This is a genomic window from Nocardia sp. NBC_01388 (assembly GCF_045040085.1).
Taxonomy (GTDB): Bacteria; Actinomycetota; Actinomycetes; order Mycobacteriales; family Mycobacteriaceae; genus Nocardia.
The window spans coordinates 8597676-8613875 of the sequence record NZ_CP109553.1 but is presented as its reverse complement, the minus strand read 5'-3'; the positions used below and the strand labels follow the sequence as shown (position 1 = coordinate 8613875).

16 protein-coding genes are annotated in these 16200 nt (G+C 66.9%); 1 reads left to right on the top strand and 15 read right to left on the bottom strand.

Going from position 1 to position 16200, the window contains the following annotated elements; translation table 11 throughout:
• Positions 1-44: 44 nt before the first annotated feature.
• From OG716_RS40665 to OG716_RS40620, 10 genes are all read right to left on the bottom strand, one after another.
• Positions 45-1334, bottom strand: a complete 1290-nt coding sequence (locus OG716_RS40665; protein ID WP_405135470.1) for a hypothetical protein — start codon at positions 1332-1334, stop codon at positions 45-47.
• On the bottom strand, positions 1331-2242 hold the full coding sequence (locus OG716_RS40660; RefSeq protein WP_405135469.1) for a hypothetical protein: 912 nt from the start codon (positions 2240-2242) through the stop codon (positions 1331-1333). The genes OG716_RS40665 and OG716_RS40660 overlap by 4 nt, the downstream gene beginning before the upstream one ends.
• A gap of 182 nt (positions 2243-2424) precedes the next feature.
• On the bottom strand, positions 2425-3354 hold the full coding sequence (locus OG716_RS40655) for a hypothetical protein (RefSeq protein WP_405135468.1): 930 nt from the start codon (positions 3352-3354) through the stop codon (positions 2425-2427).
• 58 nt (positions 3355-3412) lie between these two features.
• Entirely contained in the window at positions 3413-4348 is a 936-nt protein-coding gene (locus OG716_RS40650; RefSeq protein WP_405135467.1) for a hypothetical protein, read from the bottom strand.
• Complete coding sequence (locus OG716_RS40645) at positions 4345-5175, bottom strand: hypothetical protein (RefSeq protein WP_405135466.1); 831 nt, start codon at positions 5173-5175, stop codon at positions 4345-4347. The genes OG716_RS40650 and OG716_RS40645 overlap by 4 nt, the downstream gene beginning before the upstream one ends.
• Positions 5176-5338: 163 nt before the next feature.
• The gene (locus OG716_RS40640) at positions 5339-6190 is read right to left on the bottom strand and encodes a hypothetical protein (RefSeq protein WP_405135465.1); all 852 of its coding nucleotides are present in this window, start codon (positions 6188-6190) and stop codon (positions 5339-5341) included.
• Between the two features lie 91 nt (positions 6191-6281).
• Positions 6282-7289 carry a hypothetical protein gene (locus OG716_RS40635; RefSeq protein ID WP_405135464.1) on the bottom strand — a complete coding sequence of 336 codons (1008 nt, stop codon included), beginning with the start codon at positions 7287-7289 and terminating at the stop codon, positions 6282-6284.
• Positions 7286-7717 carry a hypothetical protein gene (locus OG716_RS40630; RefSeq protein ID WP_405135463.1) on the bottom strand — a complete coding sequence of 144 codons (432 nt, stop codon included), beginning with the start codon at positions 7715-7717 and terminating at the stop codon, positions 7286-7288. The genes OG716_RS40635 and OG716_RS40630 overlap by 4 nt, the downstream gene beginning before the upstream one ends.
• Before the next feature lie 134 nt (positions 7718-7851).
• The gene (locus tag OG716_RS40625) at positions 7852-8403 is read right to left on the bottom strand and encodes a hypothetical protein (RefSeq protein WP_405135462.1); all 552 of its coding nucleotides are present in this window, start codon (positions 8401-8403) and stop codon (positions 7852-7854) included.
• Positions 8400-9515, bottom strand: coding sequence for a C40 family peptidase (locus OG716_RS40620; RefSeq protein ID WP_405135461.1), 1116 nt, complete (start codon positions 9513-9515; stop codon positions 8400-8402). Before OG716_RS40620 ends, OG716_RS40625 begins: the two co-directional genes overlap by 4 nt.
• 252 nt (positions 9516-9767) lie before the next feature.
• On the opposite strand from OG716_RS40620, the gene OG716_RS40615 reads away from it, so the two are divergent.
• The gene (locus OG716_RS40615) at positions 9768-10088 is read left to right on the top strand and encodes a hypothetical protein (RefSeq protein WP_405135460.1); all 321 of its coding nucleotides are present in this window, start codon (positions 9768-9770) and stop codon (positions 10086-10088) included.
• An 85-nt stretch (positions 10089-10173) separates the two neighbouring features.
• On the opposite strand, the gene OG716_RS40610 is transcribed toward OG716_RS40615, so the two are convergent.
• Genes OG716_RS40610 through OG716_RS40590 form a run of 5 tightly spaced genes read right to left on the bottom strand, consistent with a single transcriptional unit; the run spans position 10174 to position 16031 of the window.
• On the bottom strand, positions 10174-11883 hold the full coding sequence (locus OG716_RS40610) for a hypothetical protein (protein WP_405135459.1): 1710 nt from the start codon (positions 11881-11883) through the stop codon (positions 10174-10176).
• Positions 11880-13355 (bottom strand): SCO6880 family protein, encoded by a 1476-nt coding sequence (locus tag OG716_RS40605; RefSeq protein ID WP_405135458.1) that lies wholly within the window; start codon positions 13353-13355, stop codon positions 11880-11882. Before OG716_RS40605 ends, OG716_RS40610 begins: the two co-directional genes overlap by 4 nt.
• A complete protein-coding gene (locus OG716_RS40600) occupies positions 13352-14803 on the bottom strand; it encodes a hypothetical protein (RefSeq protein WP_405135457.1) in 1452 nt (483 codons plus the stop codon). The genes OG716_RS40605 and OG716_RS40600 overlap by 4 nt, the downstream gene beginning before the upstream one ends.
• On the bottom strand, positions 14800-15624 hold the full coding sequence (locus OG716_RS40595) for a hypothetical protein (RefSeq protein ID WP_405135456.1): 825 nt from the start codon (positions 15622-15624) through the stop codon (positions 14800-14802). Before OG716_RS40595 ends, OG716_RS40600 begins: the two co-directional genes overlap by 4 nt.
• The gene (locus OG716_RS40590; RefSeq protein ID WP_405135455.1) at positions 15621-16031 is read right to left on the bottom strand and encodes a hypothetical protein; all 411 of its coding nucleotides are present in this window, start codon (positions 16029-16031) and stop codon (positions 15621-15623) included. Before OG716_RS40590 ends, OG716_RS40595 begins: the two co-directional genes overlap by 4 nt.
• Between the last annotated feature and the right edge of the window lie 169 nt (positions 16032-16200).

The following is a 16200-nucleotide window of genomic DNA, read 5'->3' as shown; positions in this document are numbered from 1 at the left end:
CAAATCTGTGTAGGTCTGCGACTTGTGTTGTCGCGCAGTAGGTGTCACGGGTCGGGGCTCGTGTCGCGTTCAGCGGGTACTGGTGTGCCGACCGGTGGAGGGTCTGCTGATGTCGTCCAGCTGCTGGCGTCGACTTCGGCGAGTGCGACGTCGATGGCTGCCACGATCCGGGCACCGGCAGCGGCGTACGGATCGGTTTCGGAGCTGAGAGGATGAGTTCTCGCACTCCCGGTTTCAGGTGCCGGTGCGAGTTCACGGTGAGCGTCGGGATCCTGCTGAACGCCGCTGCTGGCGATGATGTGCCGAGCCGCTAGGGAAAGGCCCCAGTCGCGTTCCTGGGTCAGTTGCGCGATCCGGCCCAGGCGCGGGTCGGAAGGCTCAGTGCTCCAGTAGATTCCGTCGCGGCCGAGGACGTAGGCGCGGTCGATGTCGACGCCGTGGACTCCTGCGCGGAGTGCGTCACGGCGGGCGGCGGAAAGACCGTCGCGCAGGGCTTCCAATCGCGTGATGCGGGCTTGGTCGTCGTGGCCGTCGAACCCGTCGGCGACGTGGGTGTGCTCGCAGGACAGGTCTTGGATTTCCCGCAGTAGTGCCGCCTGCCGCAGTTCCCAGGCCGCGGACTCGCCGTAGTCATAGCTGATCGGTGCGTCGCGAATAGTGCGGGGCAACAACGTGGTACGCGCGTCACGGCCGGTGTCTAGGTCGCCGCGGCGTTCCTCGGCATCGAGGGCGTCCTCGGTGGCCGCGATGACCTGGTCGATGTGTTCGAGGGAGACCTCAGTGGAGGTGGTGCGCTGGTCGCGGGGCGCGCCGAGTGTGCGTTCCACCGAGGTGCGCAGGTCCGGGCCTTGCGGCGCCGGTAGTGGCGGGGTCGCGGACGGGCCGGGCAGGTGCAGGTTCGGGAATCGGCGCTCGGGGTCCGGGATCGGGTCGGCGGGTGCGTCGAGGCCGTGGCCGGTGATGGCGCGGGCTTGGTGCAGGCTGCGCCACAGGTCCTCGTCGATGGTGAGCTCGCCCGCGGCGCGGGCGCGGGCGAGTTGGTCGAAGTTGCGTCGGGCCAGGGTCGGGCGTGCTTCCCACCCCATGACCGCGGACTGCAGTGTCCCCCAGGTACGTCGCCACTGCGCTGATTCATGCCGTCCCCACCGGGCGTCGAGAGTCTCGGCGTGCGCGTTGAACTCGGCGGTGTCGGCGGGTGTGAGGCCGAAAGGGGCGATTTCGCGGAGCTGGTAGTACTTGGCGAAGTCCGCGCGTAGTTGTCGTTCGGTGCTGGTGGCGGCGTCGCGATAGTAGGCGGGGTTCGCATAGCCGATCGGTTCGCCGACCCAGGTCATGGCTCGACCTGCGGATCGGGTTCAGCGCCCGGCTGCCCCGGTGTCGCGAGACCGAGAAAAGGATCTTCGCCGTGCTCGGTTGACGGGTCGGGGTCTGCCAGCGCCACGTCGACGGCGGCACTGATGCCCCGACCGGCGACGAGGTGCTGATCGTTGTGCGCTGCGGTGTGGCAGGAGTCGCCGGCGTTCTCCGTAGCGAGGATCTCGTTGGCTTCGCGGAGTGTGTTCAGAGACTCGAGGCCGGACCCCATCTGTCGGCCGGTACCGGGCCCTTGCCAGTCGGCATCGACGGTCTGTTCCAGCAGCACGCGGATCGTGGTGTCGTTGTGGGTGAGGTGATTGCCGAGTTCGTCGATCGCGGCGTGTGCGGTCTCGAGTTGCTGGCGCAGATCATGGATCTGTTCGAGGTGTCCGGCGGAGCGCGTGTCGGCGTGGAACAGTTGCTCGCTGAGGTGTTCGAGGCGGCCCAGCTGTCTGTGCGCGGGTTGCTGTGCCCAGGACACTCCGCTGCCGCCGAGGTATTCGGCTTGCTCGATATCGGAGAGTTCGATTCCCGCGTGTGTAGCTTCGGTGCGGGCCAGGTGCAGGTCCTCACCGACGCCGTTGACGAACATCGCCCACCGGTGTTTGCGGTCACCGATATCGAGATCGTTCTCCACAGCGTGCGACATCCACGCCGCGCGCAGAAACGCCGCGTTCTGCACGGCTTTGAGCTTTGAGGCGTGCACAGTGTCGAGGTCGTCGATGCCGAACTGGTGCGCGAGTGCGCCGCCCCGGAGTTCTTGTGGCACATCGAATTTCGACGCATACAGTCGGCGGACCTGGTCCTGCCGGTCGGTCGAGGGGTTACGTGCCGGGCCGGTCGCGTTCGCGCCGCCGGGCGGGTCGTCAGAGGTGTTGTCGGACATCGCTTTCCGCCTTCATCGTGCGAAGCGGTCCGCGGGACTGTTAAGTCGTCGCGGCAGTGGGGATGTCCCTCGCGGTGGTTATAGTTGTCGCGGTGGTAGCGCCAGCGCCACGGCGAATAGATGATCAGCGGGTCCTAGCTACGGAGTGGCCTCACCCGTGAGCAAGAGCGGTACGGCGGGGATCAAGGTTCCGGGCCTATGCCGTGCGGTGGCTCGGTGGTCACCGGAGCGCTCTCGGGCAGTTCGAACCCCCAGCCCCACGTCGCTTCCGCGGGCAGCACGACATCGATAGCGGTCTCGATGTCCTGGTGTCCCATGGTGTTCGGTTCTGCCCGGGTGGCGCGGAGTGCGCCGGTGGCCTGGGCAACAAGCTGTTCCGGAGTGGGCGGCCGGACCCCGATGCGGTGCACAGGCTCTGCGGCCGGGTCCTCGACCGGAATGTAGGGCGGGAGTGCGGCGTCGGGACTCGGTCTGGCAAATTGCCGCCACGCGAACTCGACCGTGAGGTCGTCCCAGCCGTTGACCGTCGCCGCGGTCGCCCGCCTCAAGTTCTCGGTACCGGCAGTGCCCCACAGGTTTTCAGCGTCACCGACCGTGGCACCTGCGGCGTCGGCCAGGGCGGAGATCCGCGCGTGCAGCAGATCCATATTGCGTTGGTAGTCACGCCCCGCCAGCGGATCGCGCCCGAACTCGTATCCCTCGGTGAGGCGTATGGCGCGGGCTGCGGCGACGACGGCCATGCGTTGCAGGTTCCACAGGTCCACGCTGAGCATGTCCAGATAGAACTGTTTGGCCTCGCTCGGCGCCTCCGGGACTGCGAGGTGTCCGGGTGTGGCGGTGCGGCCGGCACCGACGTCGCGGGCTCGTTCGATCCATGGCTGCGGAATTCCGACCGAGAGCGCGATCCGCTCGGTGGATTCACGCACGGCGGTCAGGGCGTCGAGATGATCGAGCCAGTCCGATGTCGCGTCGGAGTCGGTGCCGTCGTAGCCGTCGGCACCCAGGCTTTCGATGCGCACGAAGTCTGCGGCGAGGTCATGGACGCGGCGCAGCAGATCGTTTTTCCACTGCGGGACCGACGCCTTGTCTGGCAGATAGCCCGGATCAGTCATTGGCTTTCACCTTCTGCGTTCACAGGTGTTGCAGGACAGTCGTATTCGGTGACGACGGTCATGGATCTGCTTCGCTGTCGAGACCGGGAACAGCGCCGTGGGGTTGCGTTCCGGGTGGGTGTGTGAGGTCCTCGGGCCACGTCGTGGCGGTGCTGTCCGGTAACGCGGCGTCAATGGCGGTGGTGATCGGCTCGCCCTCGCGCGGTGCAGGCCGGGCATCGATCGCCGCCCCGGCCTCGACGAGCATCCGGACCGGCGCCATGGGCATCTGCGGTAGTGGGACGTCGGGGCCGTGCTGTCCGGCGCGGCGCAGTTTGGCGAGCGATCGGCGCGCTTCGGTGGCGAGGGTGGCGTCTCCGTATTTGCGCCACTGGGTGTGCAGTGCGGCGATGTCGCGCCCGCCGAGGTAGTGGCTCACCCGGCGCTGCCATTCCGCGCCCGTCACCGACCACAGCGCACCGCGTTCGGCTGCGTCCATCCCGATGGCGTGGGCGGTGCGCCCGGCGCGCATCCACAGCGCCTCCATGTTGCGGCGGAACTGTGCGGCCACCACGGTTTCCATGTCGGTGGCGGTGTCGCCGGGTGATCGGGTGTGCTGGTAGGCGGTGTGGACGGCGGCCATGTCTTTGAGCCGCTCGACATCGTCGGCGACGCGTTGCACGGTGCGGCGGCGCTGTGTCGGGGCGGGATCGGGCAACGGTTGATCCTCGTGCCAGTCGATCCCGCGTTGTCCCAGGGTGCGGACTCGGTCGATCCATTCGGCCGGGACCCCGGCGGCGCGGGCCTTGATCTCGGTCAGGTCCCGTTCCCGGTCCAGGGCGTTGATCCGCGTGATGGCTTCGGTGGCCGTCAACGCCTCGCCACCCGATTCGTACATGCGCTGCAACTGCTGACCGCTGCGCAGGGCCAGCCGCTGGATCTGCGCCATCAGCTCGACGTGTTCGGCCGGGATATCGCGGCGGGGATTCGGGCTGTTGTTCGCCGGTCCGGTCATAGCTCGGTCCCGAGCGAGGTGTCGATTACCGGAGGCGCAGTACCGCTGTCCGGTGCGAGGGAACTGGACCAGTCCAGCCCGCTCTCGTGCGAGAGCGCGGCCTGCACGGCGCGGTCGATGGTGAGCGCTTCCGGTGCCGACCACGGGGCGCTCTGTGCGTGGGCGACCTCGTCGAGCATGGTGTGCGGGGAGGGAATTGGTTCATTTACGAACGCCTGACTGGGGTCTATCCGCAGGGCGGTCAGGTCCCGGTGCACGCCCTCGGCGATCCCCGGCCAGGCATAGGTGCGCCAGCGTTCTTCCAGCCCCTGGTCATCGTAGATACCGACCACCCGGAGAATCCGCTGCCACCCGGCGACATCGGTGGGCCACATCCCTTCGTATTCCTCCGCGGTCAAAGCGATCGCCCGGGAAACCGCGCTGGCCCGCATCCACAACGCCGCCATATTCCGCTCGTACTGCGCCGAAACCTGCGGGTCCTGGAAAGGGTCCGCATCGGAGAGAAGGTGCTGTTCACGCACTCGGTGGATCGCGGCCATATGCTGTAGTTGCCAGGTGTCGTTGACGACCCCGTCGACCATCGCCTCACGAACCCGATCCCCAGGTTCCACACCATCGATCGGGGCACGAAATCCCTGATTCCCCAGCATCCGCGCATCCTCGACATCGACCGGGGACAGGCCGACCGCCAACGCCTGGGTGATCACCTCCTCCCGGGAAACGGCCATCAATTGCAGCTGAGTGCGCCACGCCAGCACCGACGCATCGCTCCCGCCCCCGCTCGGCTGATATCCCTGCCGCAGCACCCGGGCAAAATCCACCGACATGTTTTGGATGCGATCCAGCAGGCGCGCAGGCCACGTCGGCACAGGTGCCGGCGGTAGAGGTGGATGAGGTTCGGTCATGTCACTTCCTCGCTAGTCGAGTCATGTTGCTCTGGAACAGGTTTCACATCTGGGTCGCGAATCAGGGGGTGCACCGCGGGCCTGCTCACGGTTCGATCCCGGGAACAGGTGGGGTGAACAGTGGGTGTTCGGAGATGTCGGTGCTGGCGAACTCGGTACTGGTGGCGCTGGTGATCCCGGCGGCGTCGATCGCCTCGGTGATCTGCGCGCCCGGCTCGACGACCGCAGTGCCCGGTCCTGGTGGGACAGTCACGGACAGGTGCGTCCGGATCAGCTGCGCCATCGCGCCCAGATCCGGCAGCGCGTGAGTACCTGCCGCAATGCCGGCGTCGTTGAGCACCATCGCTTGCAGGGCGAGATCGGTGGTGTTGGTGCGGGCGTGAGCACGCCACCGGCCGTCCAGGGTGAGGCGGCTGTGGTCACGGACGCTCTCGGCTGCCGCAGACCAACTGCGCTCGCCCCACAGCCGTTCGGCTTCGGGTGCCGACACCTCCAGGACGGCAGCGACGGCGTTGATCCGTTGCGTCAGAATCCGCAGTTTGCGGTCGAACATTTGCGCGGTCCCGACCTCCGATTGCGCGCCGCGCTCCCCGTACACGGCCGCGACCGCGGCCATGTCCTGCACGTGGCGAACTTTTTGCTGAAGGTCGTTGAGGAGTTGGCCACGGTTGACGAATTCCGTGTCGCGCCAGTGCAAATCAGCACGCCACGCCATACCCAAGGTGGCTCGTTCGCGAGTTTGGGTGACCCAGGCCGCCGGGACACCACCTGCGGCGGCGGCGTTCTCCAACTCTTGCCACAGCGCAGCTCGCCCGTGCAGATCCTCATACCAGGACGCGGGCGGCGCCTGCCCGCTCGATCGCTGCTTGGCTTTGGCCCGGTCCTGCATCACTCGAACCGTCGCGGCGTGGACGTGTACCGCTTTGAGGACTCTCATTTGTATCCGGTTCGGTTTACTCATCGCAGGCACCTGAGCGCCGGTTCGTCTGTGCGCGAGCCTGATTCCGCCGCCGGCCCGATGTGGCCGGTCATGGTTCGATCCCCGTCTCGGGCGGGGAGAGTGGTGGGGGCGCCACTTCGGGGCGGGGGCTGTCAGGATCGGGGCTGCCGAGGTCGGTGTCGTCGCCGTAGCCATCGATGATCTCGACGTCGATGATGTCGGCCGCGGCGATCGCGGCCTCGATCATGGTTCCGTCGATGCTCGGCGATTCCGGGGTGCTGGTGTTCTGCTGGGCGTGGTGGTTCACCACGATGTAGAAGTTCAGTTCCTCGGCCAGCCCAGTGACCGCACGCGATACCGCTGGGGTCATGTCAGATCCGGGGAGCGACGGTGCGGCGTCGGTGTCGAGTAGGTCGTCGACAGTGAGGTCGGTGTCCTCGGTGAGGCGTTCAGTGAAGGCGTCGGCATTCGATTGGTGCTGCTCGGACAAGTCTGCGGTACTGTGGGCGGCCGCATAGGCTGCGGCGGCGTGCATTCCCGCACTCTGGTCGCGGTCCTGCCCATTGAGGGTTTCGGTGAAACCGGCAGCGCGGCGGCGGATCTCGATGAGCAGTTGCTTGTATTCCACGTCCAGGTCGTGGCGCTCCTTCTCCCAGCTCCCGCGGTTGAGCAGGTTCTGCCGTTGCACCTGGTGGATCTCGTCCTTGTTCGCGCGTTCGGCGGCACTGTCGGCGGCACGGCGGTCGAGGTCGGCGTCGCCGCGCTCGAGGACGCGTCGTTTGATCTGCCGTTCCAGGCCGTGGAGCTCTTCGGCGCGGTCGATCTGGCGGTTCTTGAAATGGGTGTCGAGCTGGTGCAGTTCACTCTCGTTGTCTTGGCGGGTCTGGTAGCCGGCCACTTTCAGCTCGTGGACCTCGGTGTTTTGTTGTGCCCGCAGCTCGGAATCGTCGGTGCGGCGCTCGAACTCGGCCCGCGACCGCGATTCGGCACCGCGACGCTGCAGCAGGTTCATCGTCATCGCTGCGGTCTGCATCGCTTGTACGAACCCCGCCCGGACTGCCTGCCCACCTTCCTCGACCGGGTCGCCGCCACTCACGCCCTCACCTCCAACGCTGAAATACGCCACCCCGCACCAGCACTCGGGCGGATTGCGCGGGCATAGACCGCCAGCGACAGTGACGGGGTGCCGTCCGCGGGGCGCAGGGCCACCGCGGCGACGCGCGCGAAGGTGGTGTCGGTATCGGGCGGGTGGTCGTCCTCGCCGAGGCGGGCGGTCGCGGTCAGGACGACACCACGGGTGCTCCACTGCTGCCATTGCATGCTGGTGATCGGCGCCAGGACCGACCCGGCGGTGTCCCAGCGGGCGGCGAAGTCGGGCGTCATCAGCGGTGCCGCCACCCGGAATGAGCTGCTCTGGTCGGCCTGCTCGCTGGGCCGGTAGCTGAACACCGTCTGCAGCGCCGCGACCATCACCTCAACCGCCGAGCACGGATCGACACCGCCGAAGGGATCATCGAATACCACAGCACGACAGACGATTCGGTCTCCGGTACCGCCCGAGGTCGCACCTCGACCACAGGCAGTCGCAGCACCGAACAGCACGCAGGCACTGACGGTCAGCGCCGTCCCGCGCGGACCGGGCCACGTACGTGCCGGTCTCACAGCAGCCCCTGCGGGTTGTGGATGAGAGTGCCGAGATCACTTGTCCACCAGTCGATCCAGCGTGCGATCTGGTGATCGAGAGCAGGATTGGCGGTCGCGTCGACGACCAGATCCAGGATCAGACCACTGCTGATCGCCGCGACCTCGACCGCCGTACGATCGACGCCGGAGTGGGCCACGGTCAACCGCAGTGTCGCGACGTCGGCACCCCACTCGTCGCGGGCGCGTGCAGCGAGCCAGATCGCTTGGAGCGCTCCGGCTTTCGCTGCGACGTCGGTGCTGTCGATCACGACGTCGGCGTGGAATCGGGAATGCCAGATGACCATTCTGTCCGGTCGGGCCACCGTGAAGGTCCGCAGCGTGGCCGCGGTCCAGAGCACCAGATACGGGCCGCGTGCAGCCAGGGCCGCCATCCGCTGTTCAGGGGTGGTCAGCTTTCCCTCAGCGAGGGCCTGGATGCTGTCGGGCCCGTCGGCAGATCCGCCGTGAGATCGGTCGGCTCCGTCGCGGCCAGGTTGGTCGGATAGGGGTGTGTTGTCTTCTGTCACAGTCGTTTTCCTTCCTCGGTTTCGGGGTTGGCGGGGGTGCTGAAGCGGCGTACGTCCAGGCGATCGCCCTTCCAGAGCGGGGCGATGGTGACGGTTTGCCCGGTCTCGGGTGCGTGCAGGACGAGGTCCTGGCCCTGGTCGTTGCGCCCGTAGTAGATGACGACGTGGTGGGAGCTGCTCTCGCCAGGGGAGGTGAAGAAGATCAGGTCGCCGGGTTGTCGTTGCCCGAACGGCACGACCTGCGCGGCGGGGTCGTCTTGCTGGGATTGGGTGAAGTGAGCCAGCCGCAGCCGGCCGCCGGAGGCTTGATAGATCGCGTACAGGGTCAGTCCCGAGCAGTCGAACCCGCCGCCGGTCGGCCCGGTCTGATCCCCGCCGCCCCACACATACGGTGTCCCGATCCACTTCTCGGCGGCCGCGATGACCGCGGCACCGAACGCACTGGCCCCCGCAGGCAACGGCGCACCCGATCCGTTCGTCCCGCATCCTGTCGCGGGTTGGCCGGCTTGGGCCGCGGGCATCGAGGCAGGGGCGATGTTCGCGAATTGCGCATAGAGCTGCTGTGCGAGATTCAGTTGTCCCGCATACGCATTGACCTTGGCCGCCTCGACTGCTTGGGCCAGGTCGGCCGGTGCCATGCGGTCGCGGTCGGGGATTTTGTCGGCGTGGTCGTAGAACCAGTTGATCTGATAGATCGGGTTCATCAAGGTGTCGATGCCGACCGATCCCCAGACGCTGACCCGCAGCTGGTGTGGTCCGACCGAGTCGCCGTCGTGGCCGAGCCCGTCGTTGCTGTATCGCAAGGAATCCGGCACCGACGGGTTCGCGAGGTTCCGCAGCGTGGACTCGGCCGCTTGCGCCGCCAGTTCCGCGAGGATCACCGAGTCCGATTCCCCGCGTTGTTTGCCGATCGCGACACCGTTGCGTGCCAGCTGCAGCTGGCCTTCGCTCAGCCCATCGATCGATGCGCCGGTCGCGCCCTGCAACCCGCTGCCCGACACCGTAGTCGCACACGAAGAGGACGGATCGGCCCCGACCAGCACGATCAGCAGCAGGACCAAGAGCGCCGGCAGCGACACTGCCAGTGCGACTACCGTTTTCGATGCAAGCACCGCTCACCGACCCGCCTCCCGTGTCTGTGGTGCACCGGTAGCTATGACCTGGTGGCCACCGCCCATTTCAGGCCGCGTGCCCTCTCCCTGCGCCCTAGCCGTAGCTTCCGGTGACAGTTGTCGTCCTTGCTGGTCAATTGGTGCGCGTGCCATGGCTTTCCCGGTGATTTGTCGTTGGTTTCGTCCCACCGTCCGGTCGGACTCCTGCCGTTGACGTGCTCCGGTATGAGAGCGAGAGGCATACTGGAGGCCATGACGACCGTTGGCGTTTGCGTCGTGTTCCTGCTCATCGGATGTGCGGCCGGTGGCCTGCTCGCGAACTTCACAAGGCCGTGGATGTGGTCGATGCTCCGCGCCGATTCCCGTCGGCACGAGCAGTTGATGGCCGCCGAAGACTGGCGAGGTGCCTGGTCCCATGCCTCGGCGGTCGTCTTCACCCTGACGAGAGAGGCTCATCACGGATCCCGGCGTCGGCGGGCTCGCATCCGCGCAGAGCTGACCAACTGGTCGACCGTGGAAGCGGAGCTCGGCCCACGAGCCTTCAGTCAGGCGGCACGGCGCACCACACACTGAGGGACGCCGAGACGGAACCGGATCCCCGCCGAGTAGCCGGAGGCGACAGGTCAGCGACATATAGCTGGGAATGGCTGCTGCTGCGTCAGAGACCATGGGTATCCTCACCAGCCCGTAGGTGGTCGAAGCGCCGATTGGTGTTGTGAATGTCGGATTGCCGCTCGGTCGGGGTGAAGGTCATCCGAAACGCGATCCCGGGCTCTGCGGCCTCGCCGGTCTTGAGCAGGAAACAGCCTGTGCCCGGCGGGGTTTCGTGGACCACGGGCCCGTCGAGACCGTCGTCGGTGGGTGGGCGCGGCGCGGCCCAGGAGGTGACCAGGAGTTTCTCGGTCTCGGTGATCGACACGGTGGAGCGGATGCGTTCGATCTCGTCCGGGCCGACTGGGCCGATGATCTTGGCGCGGGCGCGTTCGAAGAACCCGAGTGCTTTCAGGCTCGCGAGGTCTTTGATGGTGTGGCTGCACATGATCAGCCAGCACGCCAACGCCCTGTTGAGCCGGGTCAGGGCGTCGACTCGGTCGACCATGAACTCACCGACCCCCAGCACCCGCCAGATCTCGTCCATCACGACGCCGAACGTCCGCGCCGGCGCCAGCCCAGCATCGGCGAGAGCGTGGGCACCAGCGATCGCGCCGAAGCCCTCGGACCAGCACGTCATCAGCACGGCGGCAAGGAGTTTGGTGTCCCCTTCCGGAATTCGCGACACGTCCACGCAGATCGCGGGGCTGTTCAAATCCAAGGGTGTGCTGGTGTGACGGTCGAAGATCTCTCCCCACGGGCCCTCGATCAACGCACGCAACGAGCGCCGGAGCATCTTCGTGCTGGCCCGGTAGGAGGGGTTGTCGTCCTCTTCGGCGAACTGCCGCAGTCGATCGGCGCCGTCGGAGATGACCGCTAGCAGGTCCGACAGCAGCGGCGGACTGGCGGCGGTGAATCCCCTTGCGGGGCTGTAGAGTTCGCGCAATCCAGCGGCGAGAAGGGTTTCCTCGTAGTCCGCGATGCGAGAACCACGCACGAGCTCGATGAGTCCGGCGACGATGGTGATCTGCCCGGCCGCGACCCGGGCGGCGACGCGACGGCGCGAGTCGCCCTCGGGCAGTTGCTCGATCACTGATCCGAGGGCGCCGACGGCGAGGGGGTTGATGCTGCCGTACCCGTAGCCCAGCTCGATGATCTGGCCGCCCAGTTCTTCCACGAGGTCGCGGTAGTCGGGCTTGGTGTCGCCCATGCACAGCACCGTCTCCCCGGTCGCGACCGATCCGGTGACCAGTCGGCGGATCAGGGAGCTTTTGCCGAATCCGTTGAGCGCCAGAATGAATGCGATGGGGGCGGTGATGTATCCGCGCAGGAACCAGCTCATCGGGTCGAAATGCACGGGGGCACCGGTGATGTAGTGCGTGCCGACCGGTGTCCCGACCGTTGGCGCGGCGGCACCGACCGAGAACGGCCACAATCCCGCGACCTGGACGGTGGTGGAGCGCCATTCCGGCATCGCCGGGACCACACTCGCTCGCCCACCTCCGGGCCCGGCGTAGCCGCGGTCGGTCAGGGTCGCCAACGGCCGGTGGTAGTCGTTGTGGGCCTCGTCGTCGGCGCGGCGTTCGGCGTTCGCGCGGCGGTGATCGTCCGACGAGAGCGCCCACCGTCCCGGCAACCCCCGCACGCCGGGCCTGCCCGCCGCGGCTTCGGCCTGGAGCCTGGCCTCCGGTGTCAGGATGCGGATCCCGCCGACCGTCATCGTTTTCGGTGCGCGGGCGGCAGCGGGCTCGGTCCCGGTGCGGCGGCGCGGGCTCATGCCGACACCCGCTTGGAGATCGACCCGTGCTCAGGCAGGACCAGCCCGATTCCCAGACTCGCGGCGAAGGTAGCCGCCTGGGAGGCATAGCAGCGGCGAACCCGCAGCCGCGCCGCCGCCGACATCGCCCGCACCGAAGCTTCGATCCCAGGCAGGTCACCGTCGAGGGAATCGGTGACGGTGATCAACACTCCGAATCGGGTCAGGCCGGCGCCGCGGGCCTGTTCTTGGCGGGCGGCGCGGGTGTTGTCCACCCGGATCGAAGCCGACGCCGAGGCGATTCCACGTTCGGTTTGTTCGGCGGCGAGTGCGTCTTTGTAGTCGGTGTCGACGATGTCGGTGGCCTCGGCGGCCGAGTGCAGCCGGTAGATGACGGCGACGCGTTTGCGTGGCACGTCCACGCGCGGCCGCAGCAACTCTTCGAGACCGGTTTCCAGGACCGCGCCACGCGGGGGTGCGTCCATTTCCCAGGTGATCGACCGTGCACCGTCGTGCACGTAGTGGTCCCACCGATCCGCATGCGCGACGGGACCGACGCTGTCCCAGGACTGGGTGCGCAGGATCTCGCGCCCGGCCCGCTCGACATCACGTTGGGAGGCGACGTCGTAGCGAGAACGCACCAGCGCCAACACTTCCCACGCCTCTAGGGGTGTTGCGGGCAGGCCGGCGCGGGCCAGTTGGGAGAGCACTCCTTGCAGGCGTTGTCCGATCTCGCGGGCTTGTTCGGGGGTGTCGCGGCGGGTGCGGCCTTTGCCGATGGCCCGGTAGGTGATCGCGATCCTGGCCTCGATCCGCACCCCGACCCCGCCGATGTCGGTGGCGGCTTCGCGCATGACTGCTTGCGCGAATTCCGGGGCTTCGGGGCGCACCAGGCGCGCGACCTCGCGGCGTTGCTTCAATCGGGTCTCGACGACGTTGTCCAGCACCGAGGTCACCGCCACGACTTCCCCGCCGCGCGATTGCGCGGCCAGGAACTGCCCGTAGTCCTCGACCCAGGCGTCGATCTGGGATTGATCGACCAGTTCTTTGCCGCGCGGAAGCACCCGCAGCACCACGGCGTAGTGATCGGTCCGGCGAATGTGGATCAGCGCGAACCGGCGACCACCAGGGGTCTCGTATTCCGAGAGGCGTGAATCTGCCAGCAGGCCAGGCAATCTCGCCAACCCGGGGATCCTCGAGAATCGGCCCGCTCGGTATTCGAGCTCACCGCGGGCTCGCGCCCGGGCGAACTGCGCCCGCAGGACGACGATCTCCCACCCGGTGCGGCCGTTGATCGTCACTGCAAGTGGAATGAACACTAGTGCACTGCAACCGATTACCACCCCGGTAAGGGACAGTGACCGGGTGAGCATGAAGGTCACCATGACCGCTATGACCAGGGCGAGGCCGAGCATGCTCACGCCCCATGTGAGGCCGAAGAATCCTGCGGAGCGGGGCTTTTCCCAGCGTCCGTACATGCGGGTGGAGGTCATCGCCGCATCTCCAGCGGCCCGGGCGTATCCGCTTCCCACCCGGCCTCCGTGGCCTCGCGGACACCGCCCTCCACCGCCGACGCGACTTTCTGTGCAGCCTGTTTCACACCTTGAGCAGCCATCACCGCCACGCCGGCAGGTCCTGCCGCGGCGGCGGCACCACCGGATGCGGCCGCACCACCGGCTTGCCCGCCCGCCGCAGCCTGAGCACCACCACCGCCTCCACCGCCTCCACCTCCGCCTCCGCCGCTGGGTGCGCCCGGGGATCCCCCGCCACCACCGGAGCTGGAACCACCGCCACCGGACATCGGACGCCCACCACCGCCTGAAGGAGGTGGAGGCGGCGGATTGTCATCCGGCGGTCGTCCGCCACCAGCGCCGTTCTCCCCTTCGCTGACCTTGCGCCCGCCTGACCCCCCGCCGATCGACCCCATGGCCACACCGAACGCGCCACCCGCCAGCGCCGCAGCCGCTCCTCCCCCGCCTCCCAGGGTCGAGACCGCTGGTGCGATCAATCGCATCAGCGCGGGCAGCACGATCGCTACCGACAGCAGCAAGAGCAGACCCAGCAGAGCTAGTTGCGGGTCTTGCTGGCCGCCGTTGCTGCTGCCAGCTGCGGTGAATGCGATGGCGTAGACGAGCGCACCGACCGGCTTCCACAGCACGAACGCCAACGCCCACGACAACATCCGTTTATATGCCTGCGATCCAGGTCCGGTTCCGCCCGCTGCGGCCGCCAGCGGAATCGCGGCCACGACCAGGATCAGGACCGCCTGCCGAATTACAAGCATCACCAACTGCACCAGCATGCTGATGAGTCCCAGCAGCCAAAGCAGCAGCAAGACACCGGTTCCCAGGCCGCTGTCATTTCGTAGGTCGAAATCGACCAGTTTCGATACGGCCCCGTCCAGATCGCCTCGAGTGGCGTCGAAGATCACCCAGTTGCTGAAGGCATCACCGGCTTTGGTCCCGGTGGTGATCAGGGCTGAGAACAGCATCGAGGCGAATACCGCCCGTGCGAAAATGAGGAAGCTCTCCTGGGCTTCGCCGGCGACGCCTCCCCGTTTGGCCATGGCCAATCGCGCAGCCGCGAACAGAATGCCCGCGATCATCAGCAGGACCTGAAGTCCGTTGGTGTACTCGCGAATTGATGCCAGAACGGGCCCTGGCTCACCGGTGCTGGATGCCAGTTGCGGTGAGGGCAAGTTGACCCACCAGGTCATCGACATTCGAACGATCTTCGCGAGGCCATGGCCAAGACTGTCGACGAACCCATCGAGGGCAGAATTGACCGCCGTTCCTGCCGCCTTCTCCCCAAAGTCCTTCAGCTGGCATACAGCACCGACGACGTTCGGCAGGTTGCACAGGATCTTGCCGGGTGAAAACTGGGTATGTACCTGATTGGGATCGGCACCTGGCGCGGCGAGTTTCATAAGGTCGGTGTTCATGACGCGGTTCCTTTCCAGGACCCGAAATCGATCAAGCTGCTGAGGGGAACAGCGGGCTCCCAGAGCGATTCGATGTCGTCGGGGACGCGCACTCGCCAGTCACCCTCGTGCCACACCATGGGCCAGTTGCCGTAGGCCCATCCACTGTCGGCCCGGACTGCGATCTGCACGACCGCGAAGTCGGGTCGATAGTCTGGGAGTATTCGGATCCCCTCAGGGACGACGAGATAGGTTGCGGCGTTGGGTGTTTCAGCGCGGCTTTGGGCGATTCGGTCTACCAGCGGCTCACCACCGCCGATGTATCGATCTCGAACGACGTTGCGCCAGACATCTTCCGGCGCGGCGAATGCCCGAGCGAGTGCGTCGCAGGCCGCCAGTGCCGCGCCTTGTGGCGTGTCGGCGAAGCCTGACGCCATCCCTGCCTCGATCGAGGTCGGCCCGTCGCTGCCGGAGACCGGTAACGCTGCACCTCCCCAACCGCGTTGCCACTGCAAATGGGCGGGAGCGGCGGTCAGGTAGTTCGGTTGGCTTGGATCTGATCGTGACGTTGGATCTTGGGGAAGTGGTTCTCCGGCAGGGTCGGACGGCAGTTCGAGCCGATTTCCGAAGATGTCGGTCGTCGGCAGTCCGGGAAGATCCGTCGGGTCGGTGGGACTGGCTGAGGTGGTGGCAGTTACCGGGGCCGGGGAGCTTTCACTGGAATGGCCACGATGGTGAGTGACTCCGAGAGCGGTGAGCGTGACGACAACCACGGTGGTACTGATCAGCACTAGGAACCTCGAGCGGGAACCCTTCACGGCAAACACGTCCTGGGCGTTCATGGGAGTGACAGTCGGATCAGATCGACCGGCAGGGAAACCACAGCGGTCACCGACGACGATCGAGATTGGTTGGGCAGCAGCAACTTCCAGTCGCTGTTTTGCCAGATGACGTGTGCGTTGTTGCGGGTTATCGATCGGTCCGGCTGGACGGTGTAGATGTCGACATCAGCGTCGGACGGTGTGTAGTTCACAACCCGGTAGCCGGCGATCGTCGGCGGATTCGTGGCGATGGGGTCGGTGATGGAGATCTGGGCGCGCGCTACCGCCCAGGCGTCCCGTCCGGCCCCGGGGGCGAGCATTTGCTGGCCGATGATCGCCCATTGGCTGTCGGTGGCTACCGACATGCGCACGGTGGCGTGGATGGCGGCCAGGGCCGCGCCGATGGGATTGCGGTCGAATCCGCTCACCACGGCTCCCGCCTGATCGTGCGGACCTTGGTCGGCGACGGGAAGCGAAATACCCTGAAATAGAATCGCTTTCACGTTGGTCGGCGGCGCGTCGAGGTGGGGGGTGTCCGTCCCACCGGGTTCAGCGTTGGTGGTGTGTCGAGTGCACCCCGCGCACAGGAGCGCCCAC

What these genes read in the sequence shown, in the direction of transcription:
- OG716_RS40665 (WP_405135470.1), bottom strand. Translation starts at nt 1,334, where the DNA reads ATGACCTGGGTCGGCGAACCGATCGGCTATGCGAACCCCGCCTACTAT.
- OG716_RS40645 (WP_405135466.1), bottom strand. Translation starts at nt 5,175, where the DNA reads ATGTCGGTGGATTTTGCCCGGGTGCTGCGGCAGGGATATCAGCCGAGC.
- OG716_RS40600 (WP_405135457.1), bottom strand. Translation starts at nt 14,803, where the DNA reads ATGAACACCGACCTTATGAAACTCGCCGCGCCAGGTGCCGATCCCAAT.
- OG716_RS40605 (WP_405135458.1), bottom strand. Translation starts at nt 13,355, where the DNA reads ATGACCTCCACCCGCATGTACGGACGCTGGGAAAAGCCCCGCTCCGCA.
- OG716_RS40660 (WP_405135469.1), bottom strand. Translation starts at nt 2,242, where the DNA reads ATGTCCGACAACACCTCTGACGACCCGCCCGGCGGCGCGAACGCGACC.
- OG716_RS40595 (WP_405135456.1), bottom strand. Translation starts at nt 15,624, where the DNA reads ATGAACGCCCAGGACGTGTTTGCCGTGAAGGGTTCCCGCTCGAGGTTC.
- OG716_RS40640 (WP_405135465.1), bottom strand. Translation starts at nt 6,190, where the DNA reads ATGAGAGTCCTCAAAGCGGTACACGTCCACGCCGCGACGGTTCGAGTG.
- OG716_RS40650 (WP_405135467.1), bottom strand. Translation starts at nt 4,348, where the DNA reads ATGACCGGACCGGCGAACAACAGCCCGAATCCCCGCCGCGATATCCCG.
- OG716_RS40655 (WP_405135468.1), bottom strand. Translation starts at nt 3,354, where the DNA reads ATGACTGATCCGGGCTATCTGCCAGACAAGGCGTCGGTCCCGCAGTGG.
- OG716_RS40615 (WP_405135460.1), top strand. Translation starts at nt 9,768, where the DNA reads ATGACGACCGTTGGCGTTTGCGTCGTGTTCCTGCTCATCGGATGTGCG.
- OG716_RS40610 (WP_405135459.1), bottom strand. Translation starts at nt 11,883, where the DNA reads ATGAGCCCGCGCCGCCGCACCGGGACCGAGCCCGCTGCCGCCCGCGCA.